This window comes from Cellulomonas wangleii, assembly GCF_018388445.1.
In the GTDB taxonomy this organism is placed as follows: Bacteria; Actinomycetota; Actinomycetes; order Actinomycetales; family Cellulomonadaceae; genus Cellulomonas; species Cellulomonas wangleii.
Genome location: NZ_CP074405.1, coordinates 3981539 through 4004928, shown reverse-complemented (window position 1 = coordinate 4004928; position 23390 = coordinate 3981539). Strand labels below are relative to the sequence as shown.

Annotated in this window: 25 protein-coding genes and 1 pseudogene; 12 read left to right on the top strand and 14 right to left on the bottom strand. The window is 73.4% G+C overall.

Annotated elements, in window-relative coordinates; translation table 11 throughout:
- The first annotated feature begins 6 nt into the window (after positions 1-6).
- Entirely contained in the window at positions 7-1230 is a 1224-nt protein-coding gene (locus KG103_RS18350; RefSeq protein ID WP_207340001.1) for an acetyl-CoA C-acetyltransferase, read from the top strand.
- Positions 1231-1388: 158 nt separating this feature from the next.
- Here KG103_RS18350 and KG103_RS18345 read toward each other — a convergent pair whose 3' ends face one another.
- The 4 genes from KG103_RS18345 to KG103_RS18330 form a co-directional block, all read right to left on the bottom strand.
- Positions 1389-2588 carry a hypothetical protein gene (locus tag KG103_RS18345; RefSeq protein ID WP_207340000.1) on the bottom strand — a complete coding sequence of 400 codons (1200 nt, stop codon included), beginning with the start codon at positions 2586-2588 and terminating at the stop codon, positions 1389-1391.
- A gap of 80 nt (positions 2589-2668) precedes the next feature.
- The gene (locus KG103_RS18340; RefSeq protein ID WP_207339999.1) at positions 2669-3130 is read right to left on the bottom strand and encodes a MaoC family dehydratase; all 462 of its coding nucleotides are present in this window, start codon (positions 3128-3130) and stop codon (positions 2669-2671) included.
- Entirely contained in the window at positions 3127-3888 is a 762-nt protein-coding gene (gene fabG, locus KG103_RS18335) for a 3-oxoacyl-ACP reductase FabG (protein ID WP_207339998.1), read from the bottom strand. Before fabG ends, KG103_RS18340 begins: the two co-directional genes overlap by 4 nt.
- On the bottom strand, positions 3885-5003 hold the full coding sequence (locus tag KG103_RS18330) for an alcohol dehydrogenase catalytic domain-containing protein (RefSeq protein WP_207339997.1): 1119 nt from the start codon (positions 5001-5003) through the stop codon (positions 3885-3887). The genes fabG and KG103_RS18330 overlap by 4 nt, the downstream gene beginning before the upstream one ends.
- 262 nt (positions 5004-5265) lie before the next feature.
- Between KG103_RS18330 and KG103_RS18325 the strand changes: the two genes are divergently transcribed.
- The 6 genes from KG103_RS18325 (at position 5266) to KG103_RS18300 (ending at position 10238) form a co-directional block, all read left to right on the top strand.
- Complete coding sequence (locus KG103_RS18325; RefSeq protein WP_207339996.1) at positions 5266-5436, top strand: hypothetical protein; 171 nt, start codon at positions 5266-5268, stop codon at positions 5434-5436.
- A gap of 10 nt (positions 5437-5446) precedes the next feature.
- On the top strand, positions 5447-6040 hold the full coding sequence (locus tag KG103_RS18320; RefSeq protein ID WP_207339995.1) for an SMI1/KNR4 family protein: 594 nt from the start codon (positions 5447-5449) through the stop codon (positions 6038-6040).
- A gap of 291 nt (positions 6041-6331) precedes the next feature.
- The gene (locus tag KG103_RS18315) at positions 6332-6622 is read left to right on the top strand and encodes a hypothetical protein (protein WP_207339994.1); all 291 of its coding nucleotides are present in this window, start codon (positions 6332-6334) and stop codon (positions 6620-6622) included.
- 12 nt (positions 6623-6634) lie between these two features.
- Entirely contained in the window at positions 6635-8749 is a 2115-nt protein-coding gene (locus KG103_RS18310) for a DUF6571 family protein (protein ID WP_207339993.1), read from the top strand.
- Positions 8746-9345, top strand: coding sequence for a hypothetical protein (locus tag KG103_RS18305; RefSeq protein ID WP_207339992.1), 600 nt, complete (start codon positions 8746-8748; stop codon positions 9343-9345). Before KG103_RS18310 ends, KG103_RS18305 begins: the two co-directional genes overlap by 4 nt.
- A gap of 323 nt (positions 9346-9668) precedes the next feature.
- Positions 9669-10238, top strand: a complete 570-nt coding sequence (locus tag KG103_RS18300; RefSeq protein ID WP_249670668.1) for a dTDP-4-dehydrorhamnose 3,5-epimerase family protein — start codon at positions 9669-9671, stop codon at positions 10236-10238.
- A 274-nt stretch (positions 10239-10512) separates the two neighbouring features.
- Here KG103_RS18300 and KG103_RS18295 read toward each other — a convergent pair whose 3' ends face one another.
- Positions 10513-11127 carry an HAD family hydrolase gene (locus KG103_RS18295; RefSeq protein ID WP_207339991.1) on the bottom strand — a complete coding sequence of 205 codons (615 nt, stop codon included), beginning with the start codon at positions 11125-11127 and terminating at the stop codon, positions 10513-10515.
- 134 nt (positions 11128-11261) lie between these two features.
- Complete coding sequence (locus tag KG103_RS18290; RefSeq protein WP_207339990.1) at positions 11262-12029, bottom strand: phosphotransferase; 768 nt, start codon at positions 12027-12029, stop codon at positions 11262-11264.
- 52 nt (positions 12030-12081) lie between these two features.
- Between KG103_RS18290 and KG103_RS18285 the strand changes: the two genes are divergently transcribed.
- A complete protein-coding gene (locus tag KG103_RS18285; RefSeq protein ID WP_207339989.1) occupies positions 12082-12840 on the top strand; it encodes a hypothetical protein in 759 nt (252 codons plus the stop codon).
- 36 nt (positions 12841-12876) lie between these two features.
- Here KG103_RS18285 and KG103_RS18280 read toward each other — a convergent pair whose 3' ends face one another.
- Positions 12877-13734 (bottom strand): NAD-dependent epimerase/dehydratase family protein, encoded by an 858-nt coding sequence (locus KG103_RS18280; RefSeq protein ID WP_207339988.1) that lies wholly within the window; start codon positions 13732-13734, stop codon positions 12877-12879.
- A gap of 189 nt (positions 13735-13923) precedes the next feature.
- Between KG103_RS18280 and KG103_RS18275 the strand changes: the two genes are divergently transcribed.
- Both KG103_RS18275 and KG103_RS18270 read left to right on the top strand, forming a co-directional pair.
- On the top strand, positions 13924-14211 hold the full coding sequence (locus KG103_RS18275; RefSeq protein ID WP_207339987.1) for a metalloregulator ArsR/SmtB family transcription factor: 288 nt from the start codon (positions 13924-13926) through the stop codon (positions 14209-14211).
- A 13-nt stretch (positions 14212-14224) separates the two neighbouring features.
- Entirely contained in the window at positions 14225-14956 is a 732-nt protein-coding gene (locus tag KG103_RS18270) for a hypothetical protein (protein WP_207339986.1), read from the top strand.
- A 43-nt stretch (positions 14957-14999) separates the two neighbouring features.
- On the opposite strand, the gene KG103_RS18265 is transcribed toward KG103_RS18270, so the two are convergent.
- From KG103_RS18265 to KG103_RS18235, 7 genes are all read right to left on the bottom strand, one after another.
- Entirely contained in the window at positions 15000-16616 is a 1617-nt protein-coding gene (locus KG103_RS18265; RefSeq protein ID WP_207339985.1) for an alpha/beta hydrolase, read from the bottom strand.
- 416 nt (positions 16617-17032) lie between these two features.
- On the bottom strand, positions 17033-18349 hold the full coding sequence (locus tag KG103_RS18260) for a DJ-1/PfpI family protein (protein ID WP_207339984.1): 1317 nt from the start codon (positions 18347-18349) through the stop codon (positions 17033-17035).
- Entirely contained in the window at positions 18346-18741 is a 396-nt protein-coding gene (locus KG103_RS18255) for a hypothetical protein (RefSeq protein ID WP_207339983.1), read from the bottom strand. The genes KG103_RS18260 and KG103_RS18255 overlap by 4 nt, the downstream gene beginning before the upstream one ends.
- A gap of 124 nt (positions 18742-18865) precedes the next feature.
- Positions 18866-19504, bottom strand: coding sequence for a response regulator (locus KG103_RS18250; protein WP_207339982.1), 639 nt, complete (start codon positions 19502-19504; stop codon positions 18866-18868).
- A complete protein-coding gene (locus KG103_RS18245) occupies positions 19501-20595 on the bottom strand; it encodes a sensor histidine kinase (protein ID WP_249670667.1) in 1095 nt (364 codons plus the stop codon). Before KG103_RS18245 ends, KG103_RS18250 begins: the two co-directional genes overlap by 4 nt.
- Before the next feature lie 67 nt (positions 20596-20662).
- A complete protein-coding gene (locus KG103_RS18240; protein ID WP_207339981.1) occupies positions 20663-21112 on the bottom strand; it encodes a DUF1801 domain-containing protein in 450 nt (149 codons plus the stop codon).
- 256 nt (positions 21113-21368) lie between these two features.
- Complete coding sequence (locus KG103_RS18235; RefSeq protein ID WP_207339980.1) at positions 21369-21797, bottom strand: OsmC family protein; 429 nt, start codon at positions 21795-21797, stop codon at positions 21369-21371.
- A 138-nt stretch (positions 21798-21935) separates the two neighbouring features.
- Between KG103_RS18235 and KG103_RS18230 the strand changes: the two genes are divergently transcribed.
- Complete coding sequence (locus tag KG103_RS18230) at positions 21936-22712, top strand: class I SAM-dependent methyltransferase (protein ID WP_207339979.1); 777 nt, start codon at positions 21936-21938, stop codon at positions 22710-22712.
- A gap of 192 nt (positions 22713-22904) precedes the next feature.
- Positions 22905-23309: pseudogene (locus KG103_RS19200) on the top strand (DUF402 domain-containing protein); the annotation flags it as partial.
- Positions 23310-23390: the final 81 nt, after the last annotated feature.

The window sequence follows — 23390 nt, the reverse complement described above, 5'->3', positions numbered from 1 at the left end:
CCCGCCATGCCCGAGGCCTACGTCGTCGCCACCGCCCGCTCACCCATCGGCCGCGCGTTCAAGGGCTCGCTGCGCAGCGTGCGACCCGACGACCTCGCCGCCGCGATGGTGCGCGCGGCGCTCGACCAGGTGCCGGCGCTCGACCCGACGCGCGTCGACGACCTGCTGCTCGGCTGCGGGCTGCCCGGCGGCGAGCAGGGGATGAACATGGCGCGGGTCGTCGCGGTCCTGCTCGGGCTCGACACCGTGCCCGGCACGACCGTGAACCGGTACTGCTCGTCGAGCCTGCAGACCACGCGCATGGCGTTCCACGCGATCAAGGCCGGCGAGGGCGACGTGTTCGTCTCGGCCGGCGTCGAGTCGGTCAGCCACGCGGCGCGCGGATCGAGCGACTTCATCCCCGGCGAGGACCTGACCAACCCGGTGTTCGCGGAGGCCGTCGAGCGCACGGCCCGGTCCGCGAAGGGCGGCAGCACGTGGCGCGACCCGCGCGAGGACGGCGAGCTGCCCGACGTCTACGTCGCGATGGGCCAGACCGCCGAGAACGTGGCGCAGCGCACGGGCACGACCCGCCGCGACCAGGACGACTACGCCACGTCGAGCCAGAACCGTGCGGAGGCCGCGCTCACGAGCGGCTTCTGGGAGCGGGACATCACGCCGGTCACGCTCGCGGACGGCACGGTCGTGTCACGCGACGACGGTCCTCGCGCGGGGGTCACGGTCGAGGCGCTCTCCGCTCTGGACCCCGTGTTCCGGCCCGACGGCACCGTCACCGCCGGCAACTGCTGCCCGCTCAACGACGGCGCGGCGGCCCTCGTCGTGGTCAGCGACCGCGTCGTCGACGAGCTCGGCCTGACGCCGCTCGCGCGCATCGTCTCGACGGGCGTGAGCGCGCTGTCACCCGAGCTCATGGGTCTCGGGCCGGTCGAGGCCAGCCGACGGGCGCTCGCGCTCGCGGGCCTGTCGATCGGCGACATCGACCTCGTCGAGCTCAACGAGGCGTTCGCCGCGCAGGTCCTGCCGTCCGCGCGCGAGCTCGGCGTCGACCTCGACCGGCTCAACGTGCACGGCGGCGCCATCGCGGTCGGCCACCCGTTCGGCATGACCGGCGCCCGGATCACGAGCACGCTGCTGCACGGCCTCCAGGAGCGCGACGGGACCCTCGGGCTCGAGACCATGTGCGTCGGCGGCGGCCAGGGGATGGCGATGGTGCTGGAGCGGGTGAGCTGAAGGGTGGACGGGCACTCCACGCCTTTGCTCGTTCCCCGGCCCGCCGTTTCCGACGGCTGTGGCTGCGCCGACGGAGTCCGCGGGGTCGGTGCGGCGTGGACGGCCGGGCCGGACGGTCCGGTGCCGCCCAGGTGCGGTCGACCGCGTCCCGTGGCGGCTCAGGGGCCGACGAGGTCCCGGGCGACGCCGAGCCAACCGACGTCCTCCCGCTCCGGGAGCTCGAGCCACGGAGCCACGACGCCGGAATCGAGGTCGACGGTGCACAGGGCCACCGGGCAGGGGTCCGGTTCCTGGAGCCAGCCGGTCCGCGTCGCGAGGAGGCTGCCGCCCACGAAGCCGAGCGTGTTGGTGAGCCGGTCGACCCCGTACGGAGCCTGCGTCCCCGTGCTCGTGTCGAGCAGCAGGTAGTCGTCGGTGCTGCCCGGGTCGGCGAGCTCGTCCCACACCAGCAGCGTCCCGGCGTCCCGCCACGGGTCGCCGTACGCCATGTGCGTGTTCACCCACTCGCGGGCCGGCCTGTCGTCGTGCACGCCGATCACGCGCACCCCGAACCACGACTCGTCGACCCACCCCGGCGCCGGGAGCGGGCGCCCGATCCCGTACGCGAACAGGGCCCCGTCGGGGGAGTAGCTCGGGTACGCCTCCAGAGGCGACGCCTCCGGGACGCGCTCGACGACGCGCGAGGCGCCCGTCCGGACCTCCACCTCGAGCACGACCGCCTCGTAGTCGGGCTCCCGCGGCTCGCCGTCGGACGTCATGTCGAACGTCATGCACGTCGCGACCACCCCGAGGTGCCCGCCGTCCGGGGCCCACGCGACCCCGTCGACGCGGCACTCGGAGTCGCCGGGCGGGGGTGGCACGCCGGCCGGGACCTCGCGGACGGCCCCGGTGAGCAGCTCGAGGGTCTCGACGCGCACGGTGGAGCCGCGGTACGTGAGTGTGACGAGCGACCGGCCGTCGGGCGAGAGCAGCAGCGGGTCGCCGATCGGCGGGAGCACGCCCGTGGTGACCCACTGCCCGGTCGCGGCGTCGATCGCGGCGAGGCTGTCCGCGCCGACGTCGGCGACGAGGAGGGCCTGCTCGACCCGGCGGACCGGGAAGCCGGCGGGGTCGAGCGTCCCGGCGGGCAGGTCGGCCAGCCGCCGCGCGGACGTGGTGCCGGAGCCCGGGGGCGCCGGCGAGCCGGGTGGCGCACGGACCGTCGCGACCGGTGTCGCCGCCGCGTCGTGGGGGGCCGCGCCGGGGACCGGCGATCCGGCCGGCGATGCCCACAGGCCGGACAGGCTGCCGCCGAGGACGAGGACGGCCGCGACGACCACGACGGCGATCGTGAGGTTGGCGGCGTCGCGCCGGTTCACCGCGCGCAGGTCCGAGTCATGCCAGGCTCATCGGCGGCTGGGTCCGAGGACTTGACCGGCGTCGGGCCCGCAGCCGTCGCTCAGGCCGGCACGAACAACGCGATGGTCCGCGCGACGAGCGCCGGGCGCGGCGCACCCTCGATCTCGACGGTCACGGTCGACGACACGCGCACGCCCTGCGCGGTCGGCTCGGCGCCCTCGACCACCGTGGTCGCCCGCACGCGGGACCCCGCGAGCACGGGCTGGAGGAAGCGCACGCGGTCGAGCCCGTAGTTGACGACCATCGCGGTCCCGCCGACGTCGAGCAGCCCGGCGGTGAGTGCGGGGACCAGCGCGAGCGTGAGGAAGCCGTGCGCGACGGGCCCGCCGAACGGCGACTCGGCGGCGGCGCGCGCGGGGTCGACGTGGATCCACTGGTGGTCGTCGGTCGCGTCGGCGAACAGGTCGATGCGGTCCTGGTCGACGACCCGCCACTCCCCGGTGGCGGACTGCCCGACGGCGGTGCCGAGGTCCTCGGGCGAGCTCACGGTGATGGCGGTCATGCGCGCGGCCCTCCGGCGACGTAGAGCACCTGCCCGGACACGTAGGACGCGTCCTCGGAGCAGAAGAACGAGACGGCTGCGGCGACGTCGTCGGGCCGGCCGACCCGGCGCACCGGGACCTCCTTGGCCGCGGCGGCCATCAGGTCGTCGTACGCCATACCGGTCCGTTCGGCGACGGCGCGCATCATGTCGGTCTCGATGAAGCCGGGCGCGACGGCGTTCACGGTGACGCCGAACGGGCCGAGCTCGATCGCGAGCGTCTTGGTGAACCCCTGCATGCCGGCCTTGGCGGCGGCGTAGTTGGCCTGGCCGCGGTTGCCGAGCGCCGACGTGCTCGACAGGTTGACCACTCGCCCCCAGCGGGCGGCGACCTGGTGCTGCTGGACCGCACGGCTCACGAGGAACGCGCCGCGCAGGTGGACCGACAGGACGGCGTCCCAGTCGTCGACCGACATCTTGAACAGCAGGTTGTCGCGCAGGATCCCCGCGTTGTTGACCAGGACGGTCGGCGGCCCGAGCTCGCCCGCGACGCGCGCGACCGCGGCGGCGACCGCGTCCTCGTCCGCCACGTCGGCGCCCACGGCCAGCGCGGTGCCACCCGCCTCGCGGATCGCGGCGGCGGTCGCCTCGGCGTCGGCCTCGCGCAGGTCGAGCACGGCGACCTGGTGGCCGTCGGCGGCGAGCCGACGGGCGGTCGCGGCGCCGATGCCGCGGGCGGCGCCGGTCACGAGGGCTGTCGTGGTGCGCGCTGTCGTCACGGGGTGGTCCCTTCGTCGAAGGTCAGGAGCTGGCGGAGCTCGCCACCGGCCGCGAGGCGGTCCATGGCGGAGTCGAGGTCGTCGAGCGCGATGTGCGAGGACACGAGCCGTTCGAGGGGCAGCCGGCCGGAGCGCCACAGGTCGACGTACCGGGGGACGTCACGCTCGGGCACTGCGGAGCCGAGGTAGGAGCCGACGACCGTGCGGGCCTCCGCGGTCAGCGTCAGGGGGGAGAGCGAGGCCCGCGCGGCGGGGGAGGGGAGCCCGACGGTGACGGTCGTCCCGCCGGGCGCGGTCGCCGCGAACGCGGTCTCGAGCGCGCGCGCGGAGCCGGCGGCCTCGACGACCACGGGGGCGCGCAGCCCGCGCTCGACGACCTCGGCGGGCGTGCACGCGACGCTCGCCCCGAGGTCCCGTGCCGTGGCGAGCTTGTCCGGCACCGTGTCGACGCCGGTCACGTCGTGCCCGAGCGCGACGGCGACGAGCAGCGCGGCCATCCCGACGCCGCCGAGCCCGACCACGACCACGGGCTCACCGGGCCGCGGTCGGCCGGCGTTGACGACCGCACCGCCGCCGGTGAGCACCGCGCAGCCGAGCAGGGCCGCGACCTGCGGAGGGACGTCGGGGTCGACGCGCACGAGCGAGGTGCGGCTGACGACGGCGTGCGACGCGAACCCCGAGACGCCGAGGTGGTGGTGCACGGGTGCGCCGTCGCGGTGCAGCCGGGTGCCGCCGCCGACGAGGGTCCCGGCGGCGTTCGCGGCGCTGCCGGGCACGCAGGGGAGCCGTCCGTCGGCGGCGCAGCCGGCGCAGTCGCCGCACCGGGGCAGGAAGGTGAGCACGACGCGGTCGCCCCGCGACAGGTCCGTCACACCGGTGCCGAGCGCGGTGACGATCCCGGCGGCCTCGTGCCCGAGCAGCATCGGCGTGGGACGGACGCGGTTGCCGTCGACGACGGACAGGTCGGAGTGGCACACGCCCGCGGCCTCGATGCGCACGAGCACCTCGCCCGGGCCGGGGTCGTCGAGCTCGAGCCGCGAGACCGTGAACGGTCGCGACTCGGCGAAGGGAGCCGGGCTGCCCGACCGTTCGAGGACCGCCCCGACGATCTCCATGCGTGACCTCCTGCCGACGCCGCCGACCTCTGGTCTCAACCTACCGGGTTCTCCGTACCGACCGGTAGGTATGTCGCCCTGCGCCGCACGTACGTCGTGAACGAGCGGTCAGCGTCCCGGTCGGGGTCAGATGCGTTGCTGAAGGGACCTCAGTTCGGCACCATGAGCGGTCTCGCCTCGAGCCGGCACGCGGCGGCGGTGAGTAGCGCCATCTCCACCACATCCGGGCCACCGGCGACCGATCCTGACCGGGAGGACGACGTTGACCAGCACCGCCGACTTCGCCGCCGAGACCCTGCGCGCCCTCGTCTCCGCTGTCGACCGCCAACCCGTCCTCGTCGGGGTGGACGGCCAGGGCGGTACCGGCAGGTCCACGTCCGCGCGGTCCGTCGTCGGCTCGCTCGGCAGGGCCGTCGTCGCGGGCGACGACTGAGGAGATCGCCATGTCCGCCGCCGAGGTCACGCACGCGCTGACCGCATGGGAACAGCGCCTGCGTGACCTCGGCGCGCGGGGAGTGACCTACCTGCGCCCAGGACTCCCTCTGGACGACATCGACGCCCTCGCCGCCGAGCACGACCTCAGGCTCCCTGAAGACGCCCGTGCCGTCTGGGCGTGGCATGACGGCGAGGACGCCGCCGCACGGTCACCTGCGCTGGCGCCGTACCGGGAGTTCCCGCCGCTCCGGACTGCTCTCGAGCTGGCACGGACGTGGGCGCAAGACGCCATCGACTGGGGCCTGGCCGACGACGAGGACCTCGCTGACGTCATCTTCCGCCCGCAGTTCGTGCCGGTCCTCGGCTACGAGCACCCGCTGGTGTTCGACTGCCGGACGCAAGCGTCCACCACGGCGATGTGGACTCCTGACGCCGGCCTGGGGCAGACGCCCCATCTGACGATGGTCGAGCGGGTCCGGTGGTGGCACTGGGCGCTGGACCACGGGGCGTGGTCGATCACTCCTCAAGGGCTGTGGGCTGTCGACCTCTCGCGGTACCCGGGTGCGAGCGGTGACCTGAGCGTCAAGGACGTCCTGTCCTGACTCTCGGCGTCGTGGATCGTGAGTGGCGTCCTTGGGATGCCCTGCCGTTCGAAGTGGGCCGCACACCAGCGGCCAGTCTTCGCCGTATCTCGACAGCTCGCCCGCATCGACTACGACGCTTGGCCCTGCGGGACGTGGACGGGCGAGTCGGGCGACACGAGTTCTCGGGAGCTGGATGGGCCGGTGGGAATCGATGAGAAGGATCGCCTGTCGGATCCTGTGCCAAAGGCACCCACAACGGGCGTTCTGTCCCCGTAGAGTGTCCCGGTTCCGATCAGCCATGGAGGTCGAGTGCCCGAGGATGATCAGGTGCCGAACCGGTACCGCGAGCGGCTGGGACGGGCGCTGCCGAGGGCTCACCGGCAGGCCGAGCTGGTCGGTCGGGCGTTCGCACGGGTCGACCGGGCGATGGCGGCCGGGGCGTGGGACAGCCCGCTGGCGCAGACCTTCTACGACGGCTGCGTCGAGGCGCAGCACTCGGCGACGGTGTCGGCGGGTGGCTGCGTGGACGACATGGAGCTCCGTCACCGTCGGGAGCCGGCCCTGGTGCCGCGTGACGACCGCAGTGCACGGCCTTCATGACAGGCGACCACCGTGGCTGAGGTGCGGATCGACGTCGCCGGGATGGCGGACGTCGTGCGAGGGCTCGAGGAGGGCATCGAGACGGTGCTGCGGGCGCGGGACCTCCTGCGCACGGAGCTCGACCGTCTGGGTCTCGACTCGTCGGGGACGTGGACGCTGGACGGGCCGGTGGCCTGGGCCCGCGGTGAGCTTCCCGGGGTGCTCCGCCGCCTGGCGCTCGCGCAGGCCCTCGAGGGGCAGGAGGCGTCCTGGCCGGCCGGGACCGTCATGCTCGACGAGGCGCTGGTCTCGACCACCGATCCCGAGCACGCGCAGAACGTGGCCCACCGGGTGGCTCATGCCCTGCGCGAGGTGGACGGGCCGCTCGACGAGGACCTCATCGACCTCCTGGAGTCGTACCGCGACGACCCGTACTTCGCCTCCGCGCTGGCCAGGAGCCTGACCGTGGGCGAGCTCGCCGAGGCCGTGAAGCAGCTGTCGTACGCACGCACCGGCACGTCCCAGGACGACGCCTGGTACGCGCGGACCGTGGTCGCGCTCGCGCGCACGATGGGCACCGCGACGCGCGCCACCGGCGACCTGGCGCTGCCGTCGGGCTACGCGCAGCAGTGGGTACGGCAGATCACCTCCGAGGTGAACCGAGCCGTGTACCCCGACGCGGTGGCGGCGCCGGACCACGCGAACGCCCTGGCGCTGCTGGTCACGTCCGGCCGGTGGGACTCCGACTTCCTCGTGGAGGTCACCGGTGCGGTGATCGACGACGAGCGGACACGGCCGGACGTGGAGGACATGTGGTTGTCACGCGGCAACCCGCTGTCGAACCCGACCGACGGCCCCGGGGTGTACGACGCTGTCGGGCGCAAGGTGCGTGACCCGCTGTCCACGCTGCTGGCGGGCCTGGCGAAGGATCCCGGTGCGGCGCAGCGGGTGTTCGTGACCGGCGAGCAGGAGATGGTGCAGCTGGGCGACGGGAAGCTCCGTGTCTCCTCGCGGCTGAAGCACCTCGTCGAGAACCGCACCTGGGAGTTCGACCGTGTCCCCGGGCGCGCGTTCTCCCAGGTGCTGGAGGCAGCGACCATGACGCTGCGCGACCGGGAGAGCACCGGCCGCACGTCCGCCCATCTGACGACGCAGACGATCGCGCTCATCGGCGCGCACACCGGGCACGACGCCCGCGGCGAGGTCTTCCTCTGGCCGGCTGAACCGGGATGGCAGCTGCCGGAGAGCCTGCGCCCGACGGTCGCCACGATGCTGGCGACCTACGGCATGGACCTGTACGAGGCCGTCGCCGTGGAGGGCAGCGACCTGTCCGACGGTGCCGTCCTGGACCGCCGCGCGATGAACGACGGGACGTCCGACCTGCTCTACGGTCCGGGCCAGGCGTACGGGGCGGTGTTCGACCAGGACCTGCTGGCGCCTGTGCTGAAGACGCTCGGCGAGGACCGGGCACACGTCGACGTGGTGATGGCGGGGCTGGCCGTCGCGTCGAACCTGCGCCTGACGACCGCCCTGGACCAGACGTTGGCGATCCACCCCGAAGCCCCCGTCGACCTGATCACCGGCCGACGGGACATCCCCCGGATCTCCAACACCCTGCTGAGGTCGTCCGAAGCGCTGTCGTGGACGGTCCAGCAGGGCTACGCGGGCGCGCAGGACGACAAGGAGCTGCGCGAGGCGCGCCAGGCGGCGTTCGCCGACGCCCTCGGCCTCGCCTCAAGCCTTCCGATGATCCCGGACGTCAGCGACAACAAGAACGTGCAGTGGCTGTTCGACAAGGCGGTGGGCGAGGCGATCAGCGGAGCCGGGACGATCGACGCCTCCGAGCAGGTGAAGACGTACCAGGTGCTCGACAAGGAGGTTCCGCGAACCGCCGTCGAGAGCGTCCTGAACGCGTTGCTGCAGTCGGGCTACCTTGAGGAGCCAGCGTTCGCCGCGGCCAACGTGGATGCGAAAGCCCCGCTCTACACGGAACCACCGGACACCGCCAAGGTTGTCGGCGCAGACCCACCCCGCTTCGACACGTCGTCGGAGGACTACGGGGCGTGGGTCGCGAACCTTTCCAATGGGGCGTTGCTGCAGAACACGGTGATCGACCCCTACGGGTCGGCGTGGGGGAACATCACGTGACCAGTCACCAGCGGGCCGTCGTGGTCGCTGTCGCAGGGGCGCTCGCCCTGGCCGGGTGCACCGGGGGGCCGAGCCCCACGGACACCGCCTCACCCGGGCCCGTCTCGTCGGCCGCTGCCGCTGATGAGCCGGTGGTGTGCGGGGTCGCCGTCGGCGACGTCGAGCTCGCCACAGGCCTCTCGGTGGGACGGTCCGACGACCAGATCGTCGTCCGTGACGGCGCAGGCACCGGAAGGTGCGAGGCGTTCAGCGACGACGCTGACGGCGAGCTCGTGGTCGTGGAGATGTACGAGCTGGACGACGTCGAGGCGCAGCAGGTACGTGCAGCGATCGACGGCGACGAGCCGTCCGCGGTGCGGGTGCCGGACATACGGTTCGACCCCGACGTGGCCGACGGCGCCGCCTGGGGCGTCACCGCGACCCCCAACCAGAACCTCAAGCAGGCGCCCCACTCACGCGTCTTCTGGGGCGACACGATGATCTACGTCTACCTCACCCAGACCGCGTCATGGCGTGCAGGGGCGGACGACCTGCTGGCCATGACGTTCCAGGTGGCGCAGTCGTACGGGCTGGAGCGACCCGACCCGCTGGACTGACGCGGTGGCCCGGGGGCGGACCTACAACCGTCGTCGACGCCAGCGCGCCCTGGGCAGGCTCACCCCGGCCGAGTTCGAGCTCGTCTTCACCGCCCAGAACGCCTCTTGCGGCATGATCACCACTCACCTGGTGTCAACCGATCCTGCAGCAGACCCCTCCGGGGTTGGACCCTCCGGTCCTCGACACGACGTCCGAGTCGTACACGGCGTGGATCACCGTCCTTGCGACGGGGGCGCTGGTCGCGACCGGTACGGGTGGAACGACGTCTGCTCTGAGCGCGTGACTGCTCGCCTACCCCCCTCTGACGTGAAGGACGCGCGCTGTGAGCATCGATGATGAAAAGATCGTGGCGGACGAGACCGGCATCGACGGCCTGCTCGTGATCCGGATGAAGCAGGCAGGGGATGCGCGCGGGACGGTTCGCGAGTTCTTCCGGACCTCCATCTGGCAACAGGACGAGCTCCGGTCCCTGGTCGACGGTCCCTGGCTTCAGATCAACGTGACGGAGACCCGCCGAGGGGCGGTCCGCGGTCTGCACGCCGAGGCGATGAACAAGCTCGTCGGGGTCGTCTCGGGGCAGGCGATGGGGATCTACCTCGATACCCGTGAGGGGTCGCCGACGTACGGCGCGGTGCACACGTGCACCTTGGAGAAGGGCACACAGGTCTTCGTGCCGCGCGGTGTCGGCAACGGCTTCCAGTCGTTGTCCGACGAGACCCAGTACCTCTACTGCTTCGACGACGAGTGGCGGCCCGGGATGCCGGGCACGGCCTACACCCCGCTGAGCCCCGACCTGCGCATCGAGTGGACGATCCCCGTGGATCCGGACGACCCGGCGCAGATCTCGACGAAGGACCGCGACGCCCCGGTGTGGACCGCGCCGGAGCGCTGAGGACCGGCGCTCGTGTGGCGTGGCCCGGCGTGACCCGCCCCCGGCCACTCGATGCCGGCCGAGCATCGTGCGTCGGCGAACCGTGCACGCGGGTTCGGACGCGGGGCGCGTCAGTCCTGTACCGGCATCGTGACGCACGGGGTGACCGGTCCGGTCGTGACTCCCACGTCGACCCGCACGCGAAACCCGCTCGTCGCGCTGCTGCCGTCGTCGTGGTGGGCGCTGCTGTCGTGCCCGATCCGGGCGCACACGCCCGAGAGGTCGGGCGCCGCGTTCAGCCCGAGGAGGGCGAGGAACTCGTCGTCACGATGCCGACCTCCACGAGCGCCGCTCGAAGTCGAGGGACGTCCACGAAGCGGTGCGTGACGATCCCGAGGTCGGCCGCTGCGGTGAGGTTCCTGGGCGTGTCGTCGATGAAGAACACCTCGTTGGCGTCGACCCCCAGGGCCCCGAGAACGTGGTGGAAGACGGCAGGATCTGGCTTGGCACGGCCGATCTCGGCGGAGTTGAAGACCGTGCCGAAGGCGGGAGGGAGATCGAGCGCACGCAGCTCGGCGGGGATCGTGTTGGTGCCGTTGGTCAGGATCGCCGTCGTCAGGCCGAGCGACCGGAGCTCGGTCGCCAGCTGCACCACCTCGTCGTCGATGTGCGACGGGGCGGTGGCCCACGCGCCAGCTGCGACGTGGTTCTCGACGTGGTCGCCGATGCGTCTCACCCACTGTGCTCGGGTGATGCGGCCGGTGGTGACGTCGGTGAGGTGGGGTTCCGAGAACGCGAACGCGGCGATGGATCCCGGCGCGAGGAAGTGGGATGCCTCGATCTCGGCCACGGCATGCTCGTCGAAGTGCCGGATGACCCCGTCCAGATCGAACAGGACGACCTTGATCATGTGACAACCGTGTGGCCCATGCGAACAGTCTCCCCGGGGCCTCGCAGATGAGTCGTCGTTCCGGCGACGAGGTCCTGGCCGGGCGGCCTGCCGTGACGTCCAGGGTTCTGCGGACCGGGGGCCGACTCGTCCGATCACCCGTCCCGGCTCGCCTGCTGCTCGAGCAGTCGCGCCGCGTCGCGCCGGTACATCGCGGCGTGGTCGTGCAGGTCGGGCCGGTCGGCGGCGCGCGCGTGCTCGTCGGTCCAGTCCGCCAGGTCGTGCAGCCGGGTGACCATGGTCGTCAGGACGTCCTCGACCCGAGGAGCGGCGTCCTGCCCGTAGCTCGACAGCAGGTGCGCGAGGCGGTCCAGCGGGGTGGCGTCGTCCGGTGCCCGCATGTCCTCGCACCAGCCGCACAGCCGGTACGCGAGGTACGCGAGGTCCCACGCCCGAGGGCCGGGCGAGGCCATGTCGACGTCGATCAGCCCGATCAGGTCCGTCCCGTCGAAGACCATGTTGTACGGCGCGACGTCGTTCAGGCACACCACCTCGACGGGGTGGTGCGTCGGGGAACGCCAGACGCGGTCGCTGAGGTCGAACCCGACGGTCGCGTCGTGGACGGTGCGCAGCATCGCTCCGGCCTGCGCGCGGGTCTGCGCTGACCACAGCCAGTCCGGGACGGGCCATCCGACGACCTCGCCGGGCATCCAGCTGAGGATCTCCCGACCGTCGTCGTCGAGGCCGAGCGGCGCCGGTACGCACGTGACGCCACGCTCCCGCACCCACGCGAGCAGTGCGTGCACGGCCGGCGTCCACGGGCCGGCCGTCCGCCGGACGGTGTCACCGACACGCACCACGGTGTTGACGTTGCCGCCGTCCAGCTCCTGCGCTGCGACGTCGCGCTGCTCCTCGAGGCCCATGACGCGATCGTCCCATTGCCGGGCGGGGACGTGCGAGTGAGACGGTTCGGGGATGGCGCCACGACCTGTGCACGATGAGCTGCTGCTCGGCGGTCGTTGGCTGCCCCTGACCAGGTCGATCATCTTCGTCGATCAGGAGGCCGAGGAGTTCGTCGAGACCTGGATGGCGTGGCGCGGGGCCGTCATCATGCGGGACACGGGATGCGTCCCGGTCGTGTCGCGGATCGGCGGGACGCTCGAGGACGCGCTGGCGGCGATGCTGCCGCTCGCGACGGCGGTGCCGAGCAAGTGCCTCGTCATGCCGACGGCCAACGGGTGGTCCGCGTTCGTCGAGAACGACTGGATGGGCACTGAGGTGCAGCTGACGCCCTGGGCGCTGGCTGCGAACGGCCTGCGCACCGTCGCCGTGAGCGAGGCCCCTCACACCTACAGCGCTCGGACCGACCGCGGGTGGTGGGGTGAGCGGAAGGTGACCGCCTACGTCCCCTCGCTCGAGCACCCGGACGAGCCCGACGGGGGGACCGTCGGCGTCCGGACGACCGAGTCCGGGCGGTGGGAGGTCGCGGTGCCCCCCACCCCGCTGCCGTTCCCCGACCCCACGGACCACACCGCGCGGCGCATCCGTGACCGGTTCACTCATGGGCACCTCCTCGAGGTCGCCGAGTGGTTCGGCCTGCGCCCGACGGACCCGGGCTTCTACACGCCGGGCGGCGAGGCATTCCTCATCGAGCGGACCGACCCGCGTGACCCGTCCTGGCACGAGCTCACGCTCGAGCAGGCGTACGGGATCGACCGCCCGGTCTTCCCGTGAGACGACGCCCGGGCGCGGCGTGCCTCACGCAGCGCCTCAGACCTCGTCGCGCCACGTGTGCTGCGGGTTGTACGCCAGCAGGCGACGGGCCTTGTCGATGGACAGGAGCGTCTCGCGGCCCTCGATCGGGCGGCTGACGGGGACGTCCGGGAAGTACTCGGCGACCAGCTCGGCCGACGGCCGCTCCAGCACCGTGTCGGGCGACGCGATGATGAACGCCTCGAATCCACGCAGGTCGCTCTCGAGCGCGAGCCGGACCGCGAGGGCGCCGTCGCGGGCGTCGATGTAGCCCCACAGGTTCCAGATCCGGCTGCGCGGATCGGCCGCGAAGCCCGGGAACGCGGCGTAGTCGCCCGGCTCCATCACGTTGGAGAACCGCAGGCCGATCAGCTTGAGGTCCGGGTCCCACCGCGTGAAGTGCCGGGCCATCTCCTCCTCGACCGCCTTGCCGAGCGAGTAGGTGCTCTCCGGGCGGACGGCGTACTCCTCGTCGACCGGGACGTACGGCGGGGGAGTGTCGAAGGGCAGGCCGAGGACGGTCTCGCTGGAGGCCCAGACGACGTTCTTGATGCCTGCGCGGCGGGCGGCGCTGAAGACGTGGTGGGTGGCGACGACGTTGTTCTCGAACGTCGCACCGCTCGGGCGCAGGCCCGGCGCGGGGATGGCCGCGAGGTGGACCACCGCGTCCACACCGTCGTACCGGTCGTCGATGCCGGTGAACGCCTCGGTCACCTGGCCGAGATCGGTGAGGTCGACCCGGCTGAAGAGCGCACTCTGGCCCTCCGGCGGGAGAGCGGTGTCGACGTTCACCACGTCGTACCCGTGTGTCGCCAGGTGCTCGACGACAGCACGCCCGAGCTTCCCGCTCCCGCCGGTCACGACGACGCGGCTCATGCGTCGGGCCGGGCGTGCGACGGCGGCAGCGACGGCTCCGGGGCCGGCGACAGAGTGGGGGCGTGCGGCGTCATGCCGACATCTGATCACGGCCGGGCAGGGGACGTCCGGTCCCACGCGGACCGGTCGGGGCTGGCGAGATGTGCCGTATGGCGCTAATTTGGTATCTCACGAAATACGGAGGAAGCCATGGCGGACGGCGTGTTCGCTGCGTTGTCGCACCCCACGCGGCGCGCGGTGCTGCGTGAGCTGGCCCGACGGGACTGGATGCTCGCCGGCGAGCTCGCCGACGTGCTCGACGTCCCCGGACCGACGCTGTCCGGGCACCTGCGCATCCTGCGCGAGGCGGACCTCGTGCTCGCCGAGCGCCGCGGGACCACGATCCGGTACAGCGCGAACGCGTCCGTCGTCGAGTCCGCGTTCGCCGCCTTCCTCCAGTCGCTCGGCGTCGGCCGCGCGGCACCACCCACCGAGTGAGCAGGGGGACCACATGCATCACGAGACGACCACGGCCGGCGCCCCGGACCGCACCTTCCCGACCCGAGGAGTCACCGTCGCGGCGGTGGGCCTGGTGGCCATGGCGGGCCTGTCGGCGTACGTCTGGGGCCGGCTGCCCTGGGTCCTGACGCTCGAGGGTGGCGGGCAGGACGGTGCCGACGCCCACGTCCCGAAGCTCGTGCTGGTCGCGCTGCTGCCGCTGGTGCTGCTCGGCATCGGCGGAGTCCTGCTGCTCGCCCAGCGTGCCCGCGCGCGCGTCGCCAAGGCGGCCTCCATCCCGCTGTGGCGCACCGCAGAGACGGACCGTCGCTCGGTCGACACCGCACTGTCCATCCTCACGCCCGTCGTCGTCGCCCTGCACGTGTTCTTCCTGAGCCTCGCGAGCGGCGACGAGCGCACGGGTCGTGTGGTCGTGGCGGCGGTCCTCGCGCTGGTCGCGATCGTGATCGGCAACGCCCTGCCCAAGGTGCCCGTGCCGGACGCCGCGGCGTCGCGCGCGATGCTCCTCGACGAGCGCCCGACGCTCGACCGTCTGCTCATGGCCGCGCGTCGCGGGCAGCGCCGCGCCGGGGCCGTCGTCGTCGTGCTCGGCCTGCTCGCGCTCGTGCTCGCGTTCGTCGACCCGACGGTGTCCCTGGGCGTCTCGGTGCTCGCCGTCGTGGCCATGGGGGTCGTCACCGGCGTCGTCGTGCTGCGCACCGCGATCCGCTCGACCCGCGCCTGACACAGCGGCCAGGCACGAGGCTCGTGGCGGACCCCGGCACCCCTCACCGCGTGAGCACCGCGCGCACCCGCTCCGTGTCCGTGACCGTCCACCCGTCGGGCGGCACCACGCCCACCCACCCGTCGAGGACCAGCCCGTCGTAGTTGTGCCCGTACCCGTCGGGCACCGACTTCGCGTTGAGCAGGTCGAACGTCAGCTGCCAGAACGTCACCACCGGGAACCACCGCATCGCCGGGCGGTCGGTGCCGGCGGGTTGCTCACGCAGTCGGTCGGGGGCCGACAGCAGCACGTCGGGGCTCCACCACACGACCGGGTCGTCGGCGTGCTGCAGGTACAGCGCCCGCGGCGGCTCCCACCGCGTCGTCGGCGTGGTGATCTGCGCGGCGTCGCCGGCGAAGCGGACGAACAGGCCGCTCGCGTAGACGGGCGCCACGGCGGGCGTCCCGGGATCCCGCCGCTCGACCAGGGCGTGCCAGACGGGGTTCGCGTCCGGGGGGCCCGCCCACAGCACCCCGTCGGTGCGCTCGCGGATGTCCGCCAGGGAGGCGTACGCCGTCTCGCTGCCGTACGAGCCGAGGCTCTCGCCGTAGGCGAGCAGCAGCGGGCGCTCGTCCGCGGGCATCCCGGCGAGGTGCTCCTCGACGGCCGCGGTCAGGGCACGCGACTCCTGGCCGGCCCGGGAGCGGTCGACGAGGAAGGACAGCCAGCTCGGCAGGTACGAGTACTGGGTGGCGACCGCCGCGGTGTCCCCGGCGTACATCAGCTCGAGCGGCGCGACCGCGGCCTCGTTGACCCACCCGCTCCCGGTCGTCGTCACCAGCAGCAGGACCTGCCGCTCGAACGCGCCGGTGCGCTCGAGCTCCTCGACCGCCAGCGCGGCGCGCTCACCAGCGGTGCCGGCGTTCTCGATGCCGACGTAGACGCGGACGGGCGTCGCCGGTGCGGCGTCCGGCACGGCAGTCTGCAGGTCGTCGGTGCTCGGGCCACCGGCGACGAAGCGGCGCCCCTCGCGGCCGAGGGACTCCCAGGCCACGAGCGATCCCGCCGCGCCGGAGCGCTCGGCCGCCGACGGGCGTTCCACACCCGGGTGGTCATCGGCGTTGCGTGCGGCGAACGCGGCGTCCGCCGCGCCGAGCACGCGGTGCAGCAGCACGTCGTTGACGAGCACGACCCCGCCGAGGACGAGCACGGTCGCCACCACGGACGCCACCGCGTGGGGCCAGTGCAGCCGCCGCTCCAGGAGTGCGTCGACGCGGCGGCTCACCCACCACACCCCGCGCGCCGCCAGGACGAGCACGACGGCGATGAGCACGAGGAGCGGCCCGGCCCGCAGCCAGTCGAGGGTCGAGGGCGGCGGCATGCCGACGGCCGCCGTCATCGCCCTCTGCCAACCGGCACCCACGACGAGCATGGCGACCACGGCGGCGGCGCAGAGCGCGACGACGGCCGGCAGCTGCCGGGACGCGAGTGCCGTCGGGACCCGTCCGCGCGTCGTGGCCACGAGCCGGCGCCATGCGGGCACGAGCCGCAGGACCCGGGCGAGCGCTACGCCGACCCCGTACCCCAGCGCGCCGGAGATCCCCGACACGAGCCCCTGGTAGAGCCAGTCGCGCGGCAGCAGGGACGGCGTCATCGCGACCACGGCGAAGAGCGTCCCCATCGCGAGCCCCGCCGGGTGCGGCGGTCGGGGACGTCGCCGGGGGCGCCGCGACGGGTCCGTGCCGGCCTGGTGCGGGCCGCCTGTCGGGGAGGCCCGTGGCGCCGCCGGGACGGACCGGGACGGGGGAGTGGTCACGCCCGGACGCTGCGCCATGCGCGCCTCCCCCGGGGCGGTGACGTCACGTCCCGGACGGGGCCGCGCACGCCGTCACCCGAGCATCGCACCGGCCCGGACGGCCCGCCAGCAGCGCGTCGGCCGCCGTCGGCCGTGCGGGGCTCCCGTCAGCCGTGCTCGGCGGTGTACAGGCGCGCGTTCGTCAACGCCTCGTCGAGTGCTGCGCGCATCGCGGTGAGCTCCCCCGTGGCCACCGGACGCAGGGCGCTCGAGGGCGGACGAGTCCGACGCTGCGCACCACTTCACCGTGCGCCGCGCGTGGCACGCGTCCTGCGGCCCACGAGCCCGAGCGCACCGAGCGCGAGCAGCACGCCGAGCATTCCGAGCGCGAGCGCTCGCAGCGTCAGCGCCCACGGCCAGGACGGGCCCTCGAGCGACAGTCCGTCGACGGGGTACTCGAGGACCTTCGCCGTCCACCGTGCGGTGGCCACGTCGGTCGTCCGTGCCAGGTCCTGCAGCACGGCGTCGTACGCGAAGCCGGGCCGCTCGTGGGGGTGCACGGCGTCGATCCCCGGGACGGTGCGGTGCTCGGTCGTGCCCGGGACGACGAGCCGGTCGAGCCCGGCCACCGACGCGGTGCGCGGCACGAACGTCAGCCCGTGACGCGACGTCACCCGCCCGTCGCCCACGGCGACCGTGTCCGCGGCCAGCGACTGCGCGTACGTGTCGAACACCGAGGCGACCTCGACCTCGCCGACCCCGTCGGCGAGCTGGACGCCGATGCGCGGACGGTCCCAGCCGAAGCCGGTGCGGAACGCGACGACGGCGTCGGACGGTGCGAGCCGCGCCCGCGCCATCCGCGGCGGGCCGCTCGACGCCTCGTACGGCCAGCCGATCGCCCGTGCGGCCCGCACCGCGGCGTCCGCTCCCACCAGCCGCTGCACGACGTGCAGGGTGCCGTCGATCCCCGACAGGACGCCGGCCGTGCTGATGACCGCACCGTCGTCCACGTACCGGGTCCCGGCGACCCAGTCGACGCCGGGGTAGGTGCCGGCCCACTCGTCGAGGCGCAGCCAGTGCGCCGTGGCGCGGTGGCCGTCGAGCAGTCCGGCCGAGGCGACCACGGCGGCTCCGTTGCAGACGCTGAGGATGACCGAGCCCCCGTCCGCCTGGGTGGTGAGCCATGCCGTGACGGGCTTCGTCGTAGGGCGGCCGACGTCGGGCATCGCGGGCACGACCACGAGGTCCGCCGGACCACCCAGGAGGTTCTCGAGCCCGGCGAACGTGAGGTCCGGGACGAGGTCGAGCCCGCCGGTGAGGGGCACCGGGTGGCTCGCGGGCGCCACGGTGTAGACGTTGAACGCACCCGTGCCGGCGAGGATCTCGTACGGGGCCAGGACGTCGGACGCGACGGCGCCCGCGTCCCCGACCACGACGGCCACGGTCGGTCTGGTCGGGTCGTACGCGACCGGCGCCGGGGTCGGGGACACGGCGTCGGTCCGCGGGGCGTTGAGGCCGGTGACGGCGTGGACGACCGTCGGGGCGCCGAGCGCCACCGGGAGCGCCAGCGCGGCGAGCACGAGCAGGACGACCTTGAGGAACGCGCGCACCGGGCTCACCACCCGTACTCGTGACGGCGCCGCAGCATCACGGCGAGCATCGCGGCCAGCATCAGCACGTGCCCGGCCGTCATCAGCTGCATGGCGGTCACGGCCCCGGCCAGGCTGAACGGCAGCAGCAGCAGGAGAGGCAGGTACATCGCGGCGGCCATCTCGGCGACGGAGGCCGCCCCGTGCCCCCGGACCCGCATCCACACCGCCATGCCGATCGACATGTTCGTCGCCATCACCAGCGTCTGCGCGGTGGTGCTCTCGCGCAGGCCCGGCCAGGCGAACGACCAGACGGGTTCCAGCAGGACCATGCCCGCCACCATCGCGGCCACCATCTCCACCGCGTGCCGCGTGAACCGCCGCGCCGGGTGGCGGGCGATGCCGTGCTCTTCGTGGTTCATCTCGACTCCTCGTGGATCCGACGTGCGGACACACGACAGCCTCGGCCGACCGCACGGCCGCGTCAGGTGCCGATCGTCATGCCGCGGGTCACCCTCCGGGAGTGACCCCGGCGACCGGCGACGGTCAGAGGATGCCGAGGTCCCGGGCCCGCAGGGCCGCCTGCGTGCGGTCGCGCACCTCGAGCTTGGACAGCACGCTGCTGACGAGGTTCTTCACGGTCCCCTCGGCGAGGTACAGCGCGCCGGCGATCTCACGGTTGCTGCGCCCGTCGGCCAGCAGCCGCACCAGCGCGACCTCCCGCTCGGAGAGCGGGTGCGTCGACGGCTCCGCGTCCGCGGGGATCCGCACCACCCGCGCGACGACCTGCGCCACCACCGACGGCTGCAGCACGGTCTCCCCGCGAGCGGCTGCGACGAGCGCCTCGACGAGACGTGCCGCGCTCACGTCCTTGAGGAGGTAGCCGACCGCACCGGCCCGCAGCGCGGCGAGGACGTCCTCGTCGTCGTCGAACGTCGTCAGCGCGATCACCCGCACGTCGGGCTGCTCGGTGCGCAGCCGGGCCGTAGCGGCGATGCCGTCGAGCACCGGCATCCGCAGGTCCATGAGGACCACGTCGGGTCGCGCCGCGGCGCTCGCGCGGACGGCCTCCTCGCCGTCCGCCGCCTCACCGACGACCTGGATCCCCGGCTGCACCTCCAGCAGGGTCGTGAGCGCCTCACGGAAGAGGGCCTGGTCGTCGGCCAGCAGCACGCGGATCGTCACCCGGGCACCTCGACGACGAGGGTCGTGACGCCGTCGGTCGGGGTCGAGCCCAGGGACAGGCGCCCCCCGACGTTGGCCATGCGCTCGCGGAGCCCAGCGAGCCCGAAACCGTCGGCCGGCTCCTCCGCGAGGCCCCGTCCGTCGTCGCGCACCTCGAGCCGGACGTGGTCGTCGTCGCGGAAGTCGAGCACGACCGCGGTGCGCGTGGCGGCCGCGTGCTTCCTGACGTTCGTCAGACCCTCCTGGGCCGCGCGGAAGAGGGACTCGTCCACGTCGGCGCGCAGCGGACGGGCCGTGCCCCGGACGTCCAGCTCGGTCAGGACGCCGGCCTCCGTCGCCTCGGCGGCGAGCGTCCGCAAGGCGTCCGCGAGGACGGGACGGTGCTCGCGCAGCGCCGCCACCGACCGCCGGACCTCGGCGAGGGCACGCCCCGACTGGTCCTGCGCCTGCGCCAGCATGGCGTCGAGGCGGTCGGGGTCTGCGGTGGGGATGACGGCGCGCGCCGCTTCGAGCAGCATGCGCACGACCGTCAGGTGGTGGCCGACACCGTCGTGGATGTCGCGCGCCAGGCGGTTGCGTTCCTGGGTGGTGGCCAGCTGCTCGGCCTGCGCGGCGTACCCGCGCAACCGCTCGTGCGCGGCCGCCAGCTCGACCCTGGCCCGCTGCTCCCGCACCAGCAGCTCGGTCACGACCACCGTGAACGTGCTGACCGCCAGGGTGCTCAGGGCCTCGCCGAGCACGCGCGGCCACTGCATGCCGAGGTGGACGAGCGGGACGACGACGGCCACGCCGATCGCCGCCGGCAGCGGCAGCAGCAGGACCGACTGCGCGACCAGGACCACCAGGAGCAGCACGGCGCCCACCGCGGCACCGGACAGGGAGAAGACCGCGAAGCCGAGCACCAGCTGCACGCCGACGTACCCGGCCGCCCACCCGACAGGACGCCCCTCGACGAAGCGGAATCCCACGATCGCGAGCGCGGAGTACGCGAGACCCACCAGCAGCGTGGGCGCGAGCTCCGCGGAGCTCGCGGACCCGAGCGGCAGCGTCAGGTAGGCGACCACGGTGAGAACGGCGAGCGCCCGGTTCACCCGATTCACTGTGCAGGAGGAGGTGTCGCCGGTCAATGACGCGACGCTGGGTGTCAGGCGGGTCCGGTCAGACGGCGACCCGCGCCACCAGCGCCGTGAGCGTGGCCTCGGCCTCGGGCGTGAGCCTGCTGACCGCGAACGACGTCGGCCAGGCACCGGCGTCGTCGTCGAGGTCCGCCTCGGTGGTGAACCCGAACGTCGAGTACCGCTCCTTGTCGACGTCGCCGCTGCGGAAGAAGCACACGACCTTGCCGTTGCGCGCGTAGGCCGGCTGCCCGTACCAGAGCTTGGGTGCCAGGTCGGGGGCCGTCGTCGTGACGATCGCGTGGATGCGCTCGGCGACGGGGCGGTCCGCGTCGCTCATGTCCTGGATCTTGGCGAGGACGTCGAGCTCGTCGGCGGCCTTCTTGTTGCCGCGCCCGCGGGTCTTCTCCTTCCTCAGCTCCGCCGCCCGCTCCTTGATGGCGGCGCGCTCCTGCGCGGTGAAGCCCTCGGCCGTGCCGTCGGTGGTGGTCATGTCGTCCCGCTCCCGTCCTCGTCCGGTTCGTGGTGCTTCCACCGTAGGGACGACGGGGTGCGGGCACTTCTCGATTACTGACCGGATCGCGTGGTGGCGTTGTGATCCGGGGGCGCGACCAGGTGCTCCGCGGAGGACTGCACGTGGTCCGCTGCGTCGTCCTCGGTCGGCAGCGCCCAGGGGTCCCCGGCGAACGGGCGTCCGGCAGCCCGTCGAACCGGCCGTGTCGTCGTCGATCTCCGGGGAGCTGACCGCGTCAGGACGGTTCCGGCGGCCTGCTGACCCGGACCTCGTCGAGGCTCACCGTGGTGCCGGTACGCAGCGTGCCGTGCACCTCGGCGATCGCGTCGACGTGGGCGACGAGCTCGCGCACCTGCTCCTCGGGGGCCGGCGAGACGACCGAGACGCGGTACGACACGTCCCGCGCACGCGCACCGGGAGCGTCGAACCACCCGACAACCTCGACGTCCACCGCGACCACGGGCAGGGACCGGGCGGCGGCCTCGCGGTAGACGTCGTTGGTGGCGCACGTCGCGAGGGCCAGGAAGAGCAGCTCGCCGCCGCTGACGGCCGAGCCCGGCGCGCTGCTGCGCGCGGGGAGGTCGAGCGCCCGGCCCTGTCCACCGGCGGTGACGGTGACCTGGTGGGTGCCGGGCGTGCTGCGGATCGAGGCGGTGTACTCCACGTCGTCCGCCCTCCTGCGTCGTGGACCGGTCCGGTCCGTCGAGTCTCGTGCGTGCGCTGCCGCCCGTCCAGAGCCGCCCGCCGACCCGTACGGACAAACCCGTGGACGTGCGTCGTCGACCGGTGCCACGGTCGACGCGTGGCAGACGAGCAGCAGATCTGGGACGCCGACACCGCACAGCGCTACGACACCCCCGGCACCGGCATGTTCGCGCCCGACGTGCTCGGGCCGACGGTCGACAGGCTCGTCGCGCTCGCGGACGGCGGTGCCGCGCTCGAGCTGGCGATCGGCACCGGCCGGGTCGCCGTGCCGCTGGCCGGGCGAGGGGTGCCCGTGACGGGCATCGAGCTGTCGCAGCCGATGGTCGACGTGCTCCGCACGAAGGTCGACGAGGCGACGATCCCGGTGGTGATGGGCGACATGACGACGGTCCGGGCGCCGGGCCGGTTCTCGCTCGTCTACCTCGTGTTCAACACCATCTCCAACCTGCTCACGCAGGCCGAGCAGGTCGAGTGCTTCCGCAACGCCGCACGCCACCTGGCACCCGGTGGGCGGTTCGTCATCGAGCTGTGGGTGCCGCAGCTGCGGGTGCTCCCGCCCGGCGTGGGGGCGACGGTGTGGCACGAGGAGCCCGGGTACCTGGGTATCGACACGTACGACGTGCTCGAGCAGCGTCTGGTGTCCCACCACGTCCGGTTCGGTGAGGGCAGCGACGCGCAGCTGTTCCGCAGCCCTCACCGGTACGTGTGGCCCGCGGAGCTCGACCTCATGGGTCAGCTCGCCGGGTTCGGGCTGGAGAGCCGGCACGCGGACTGGAGCGGAGCCGCGTTCACCGCCGGGTCCACGTCGCACGTGTCGGTGTACCGGCTCCTCGACGAGGAGCGCACGCCGTCGCGCACCGGTCCGCTGCCCTGACGGGCACGTCGGGGTGCGGGCGTGACGCGCAGATCCGTGCGACGGCGCGGGGGAGGGCCCGTGGCACGCTCGGGGCGGTCGCCCGCCCGGTACCGTCGGCCGGTGGTCCACGACGAGGTCCCGCTGCCGCCCGTGCCCGAGCCGCCACCGTTCGAGCGCGGCGCACCCGTCGTGCTGCGCAGCGTGCGGGACATGGGCCGTCCGCACGGGGTCGCCGTCGGCTTCGCCGTCGCCGGCACGGTCGTGCTCGACGACGACGACGTCGTGGTCGTGTCGACCCGACCCGGCTCGGGGGTGCGCGTGCGCGCGGGCGTCGGTGCCGGGCCGAACAGCCGGACCGTGCTGCCTGCGGCGTGGGACGGCACGTACGACGAGCGCGTCTGGCAGGGGCACACGGTCGTGCGCGTGCACCGGCGCGGTGACCGGTGGTCCGTGTGGCGGTGGCACGACGGCGAACGCTGGACGCCCCACTGGTACGGCAACCTCGAGTCGCCGTGGCGCCGCTCCCCGGTCGGCTTCGACACGCAGGACTGGGCTCTGGACGTGGTCGCCGCAGGCAGCCCGCTCCGCGGCCCGTGGGCAGTGGGCCTCAAGGACGAGGACGAGCTCGCGTGGATGGTCGACCAGGGGTACGTCACCGACCTGCAGGCCCGGCACGTCCGCGGGGTCGGCGCCCGG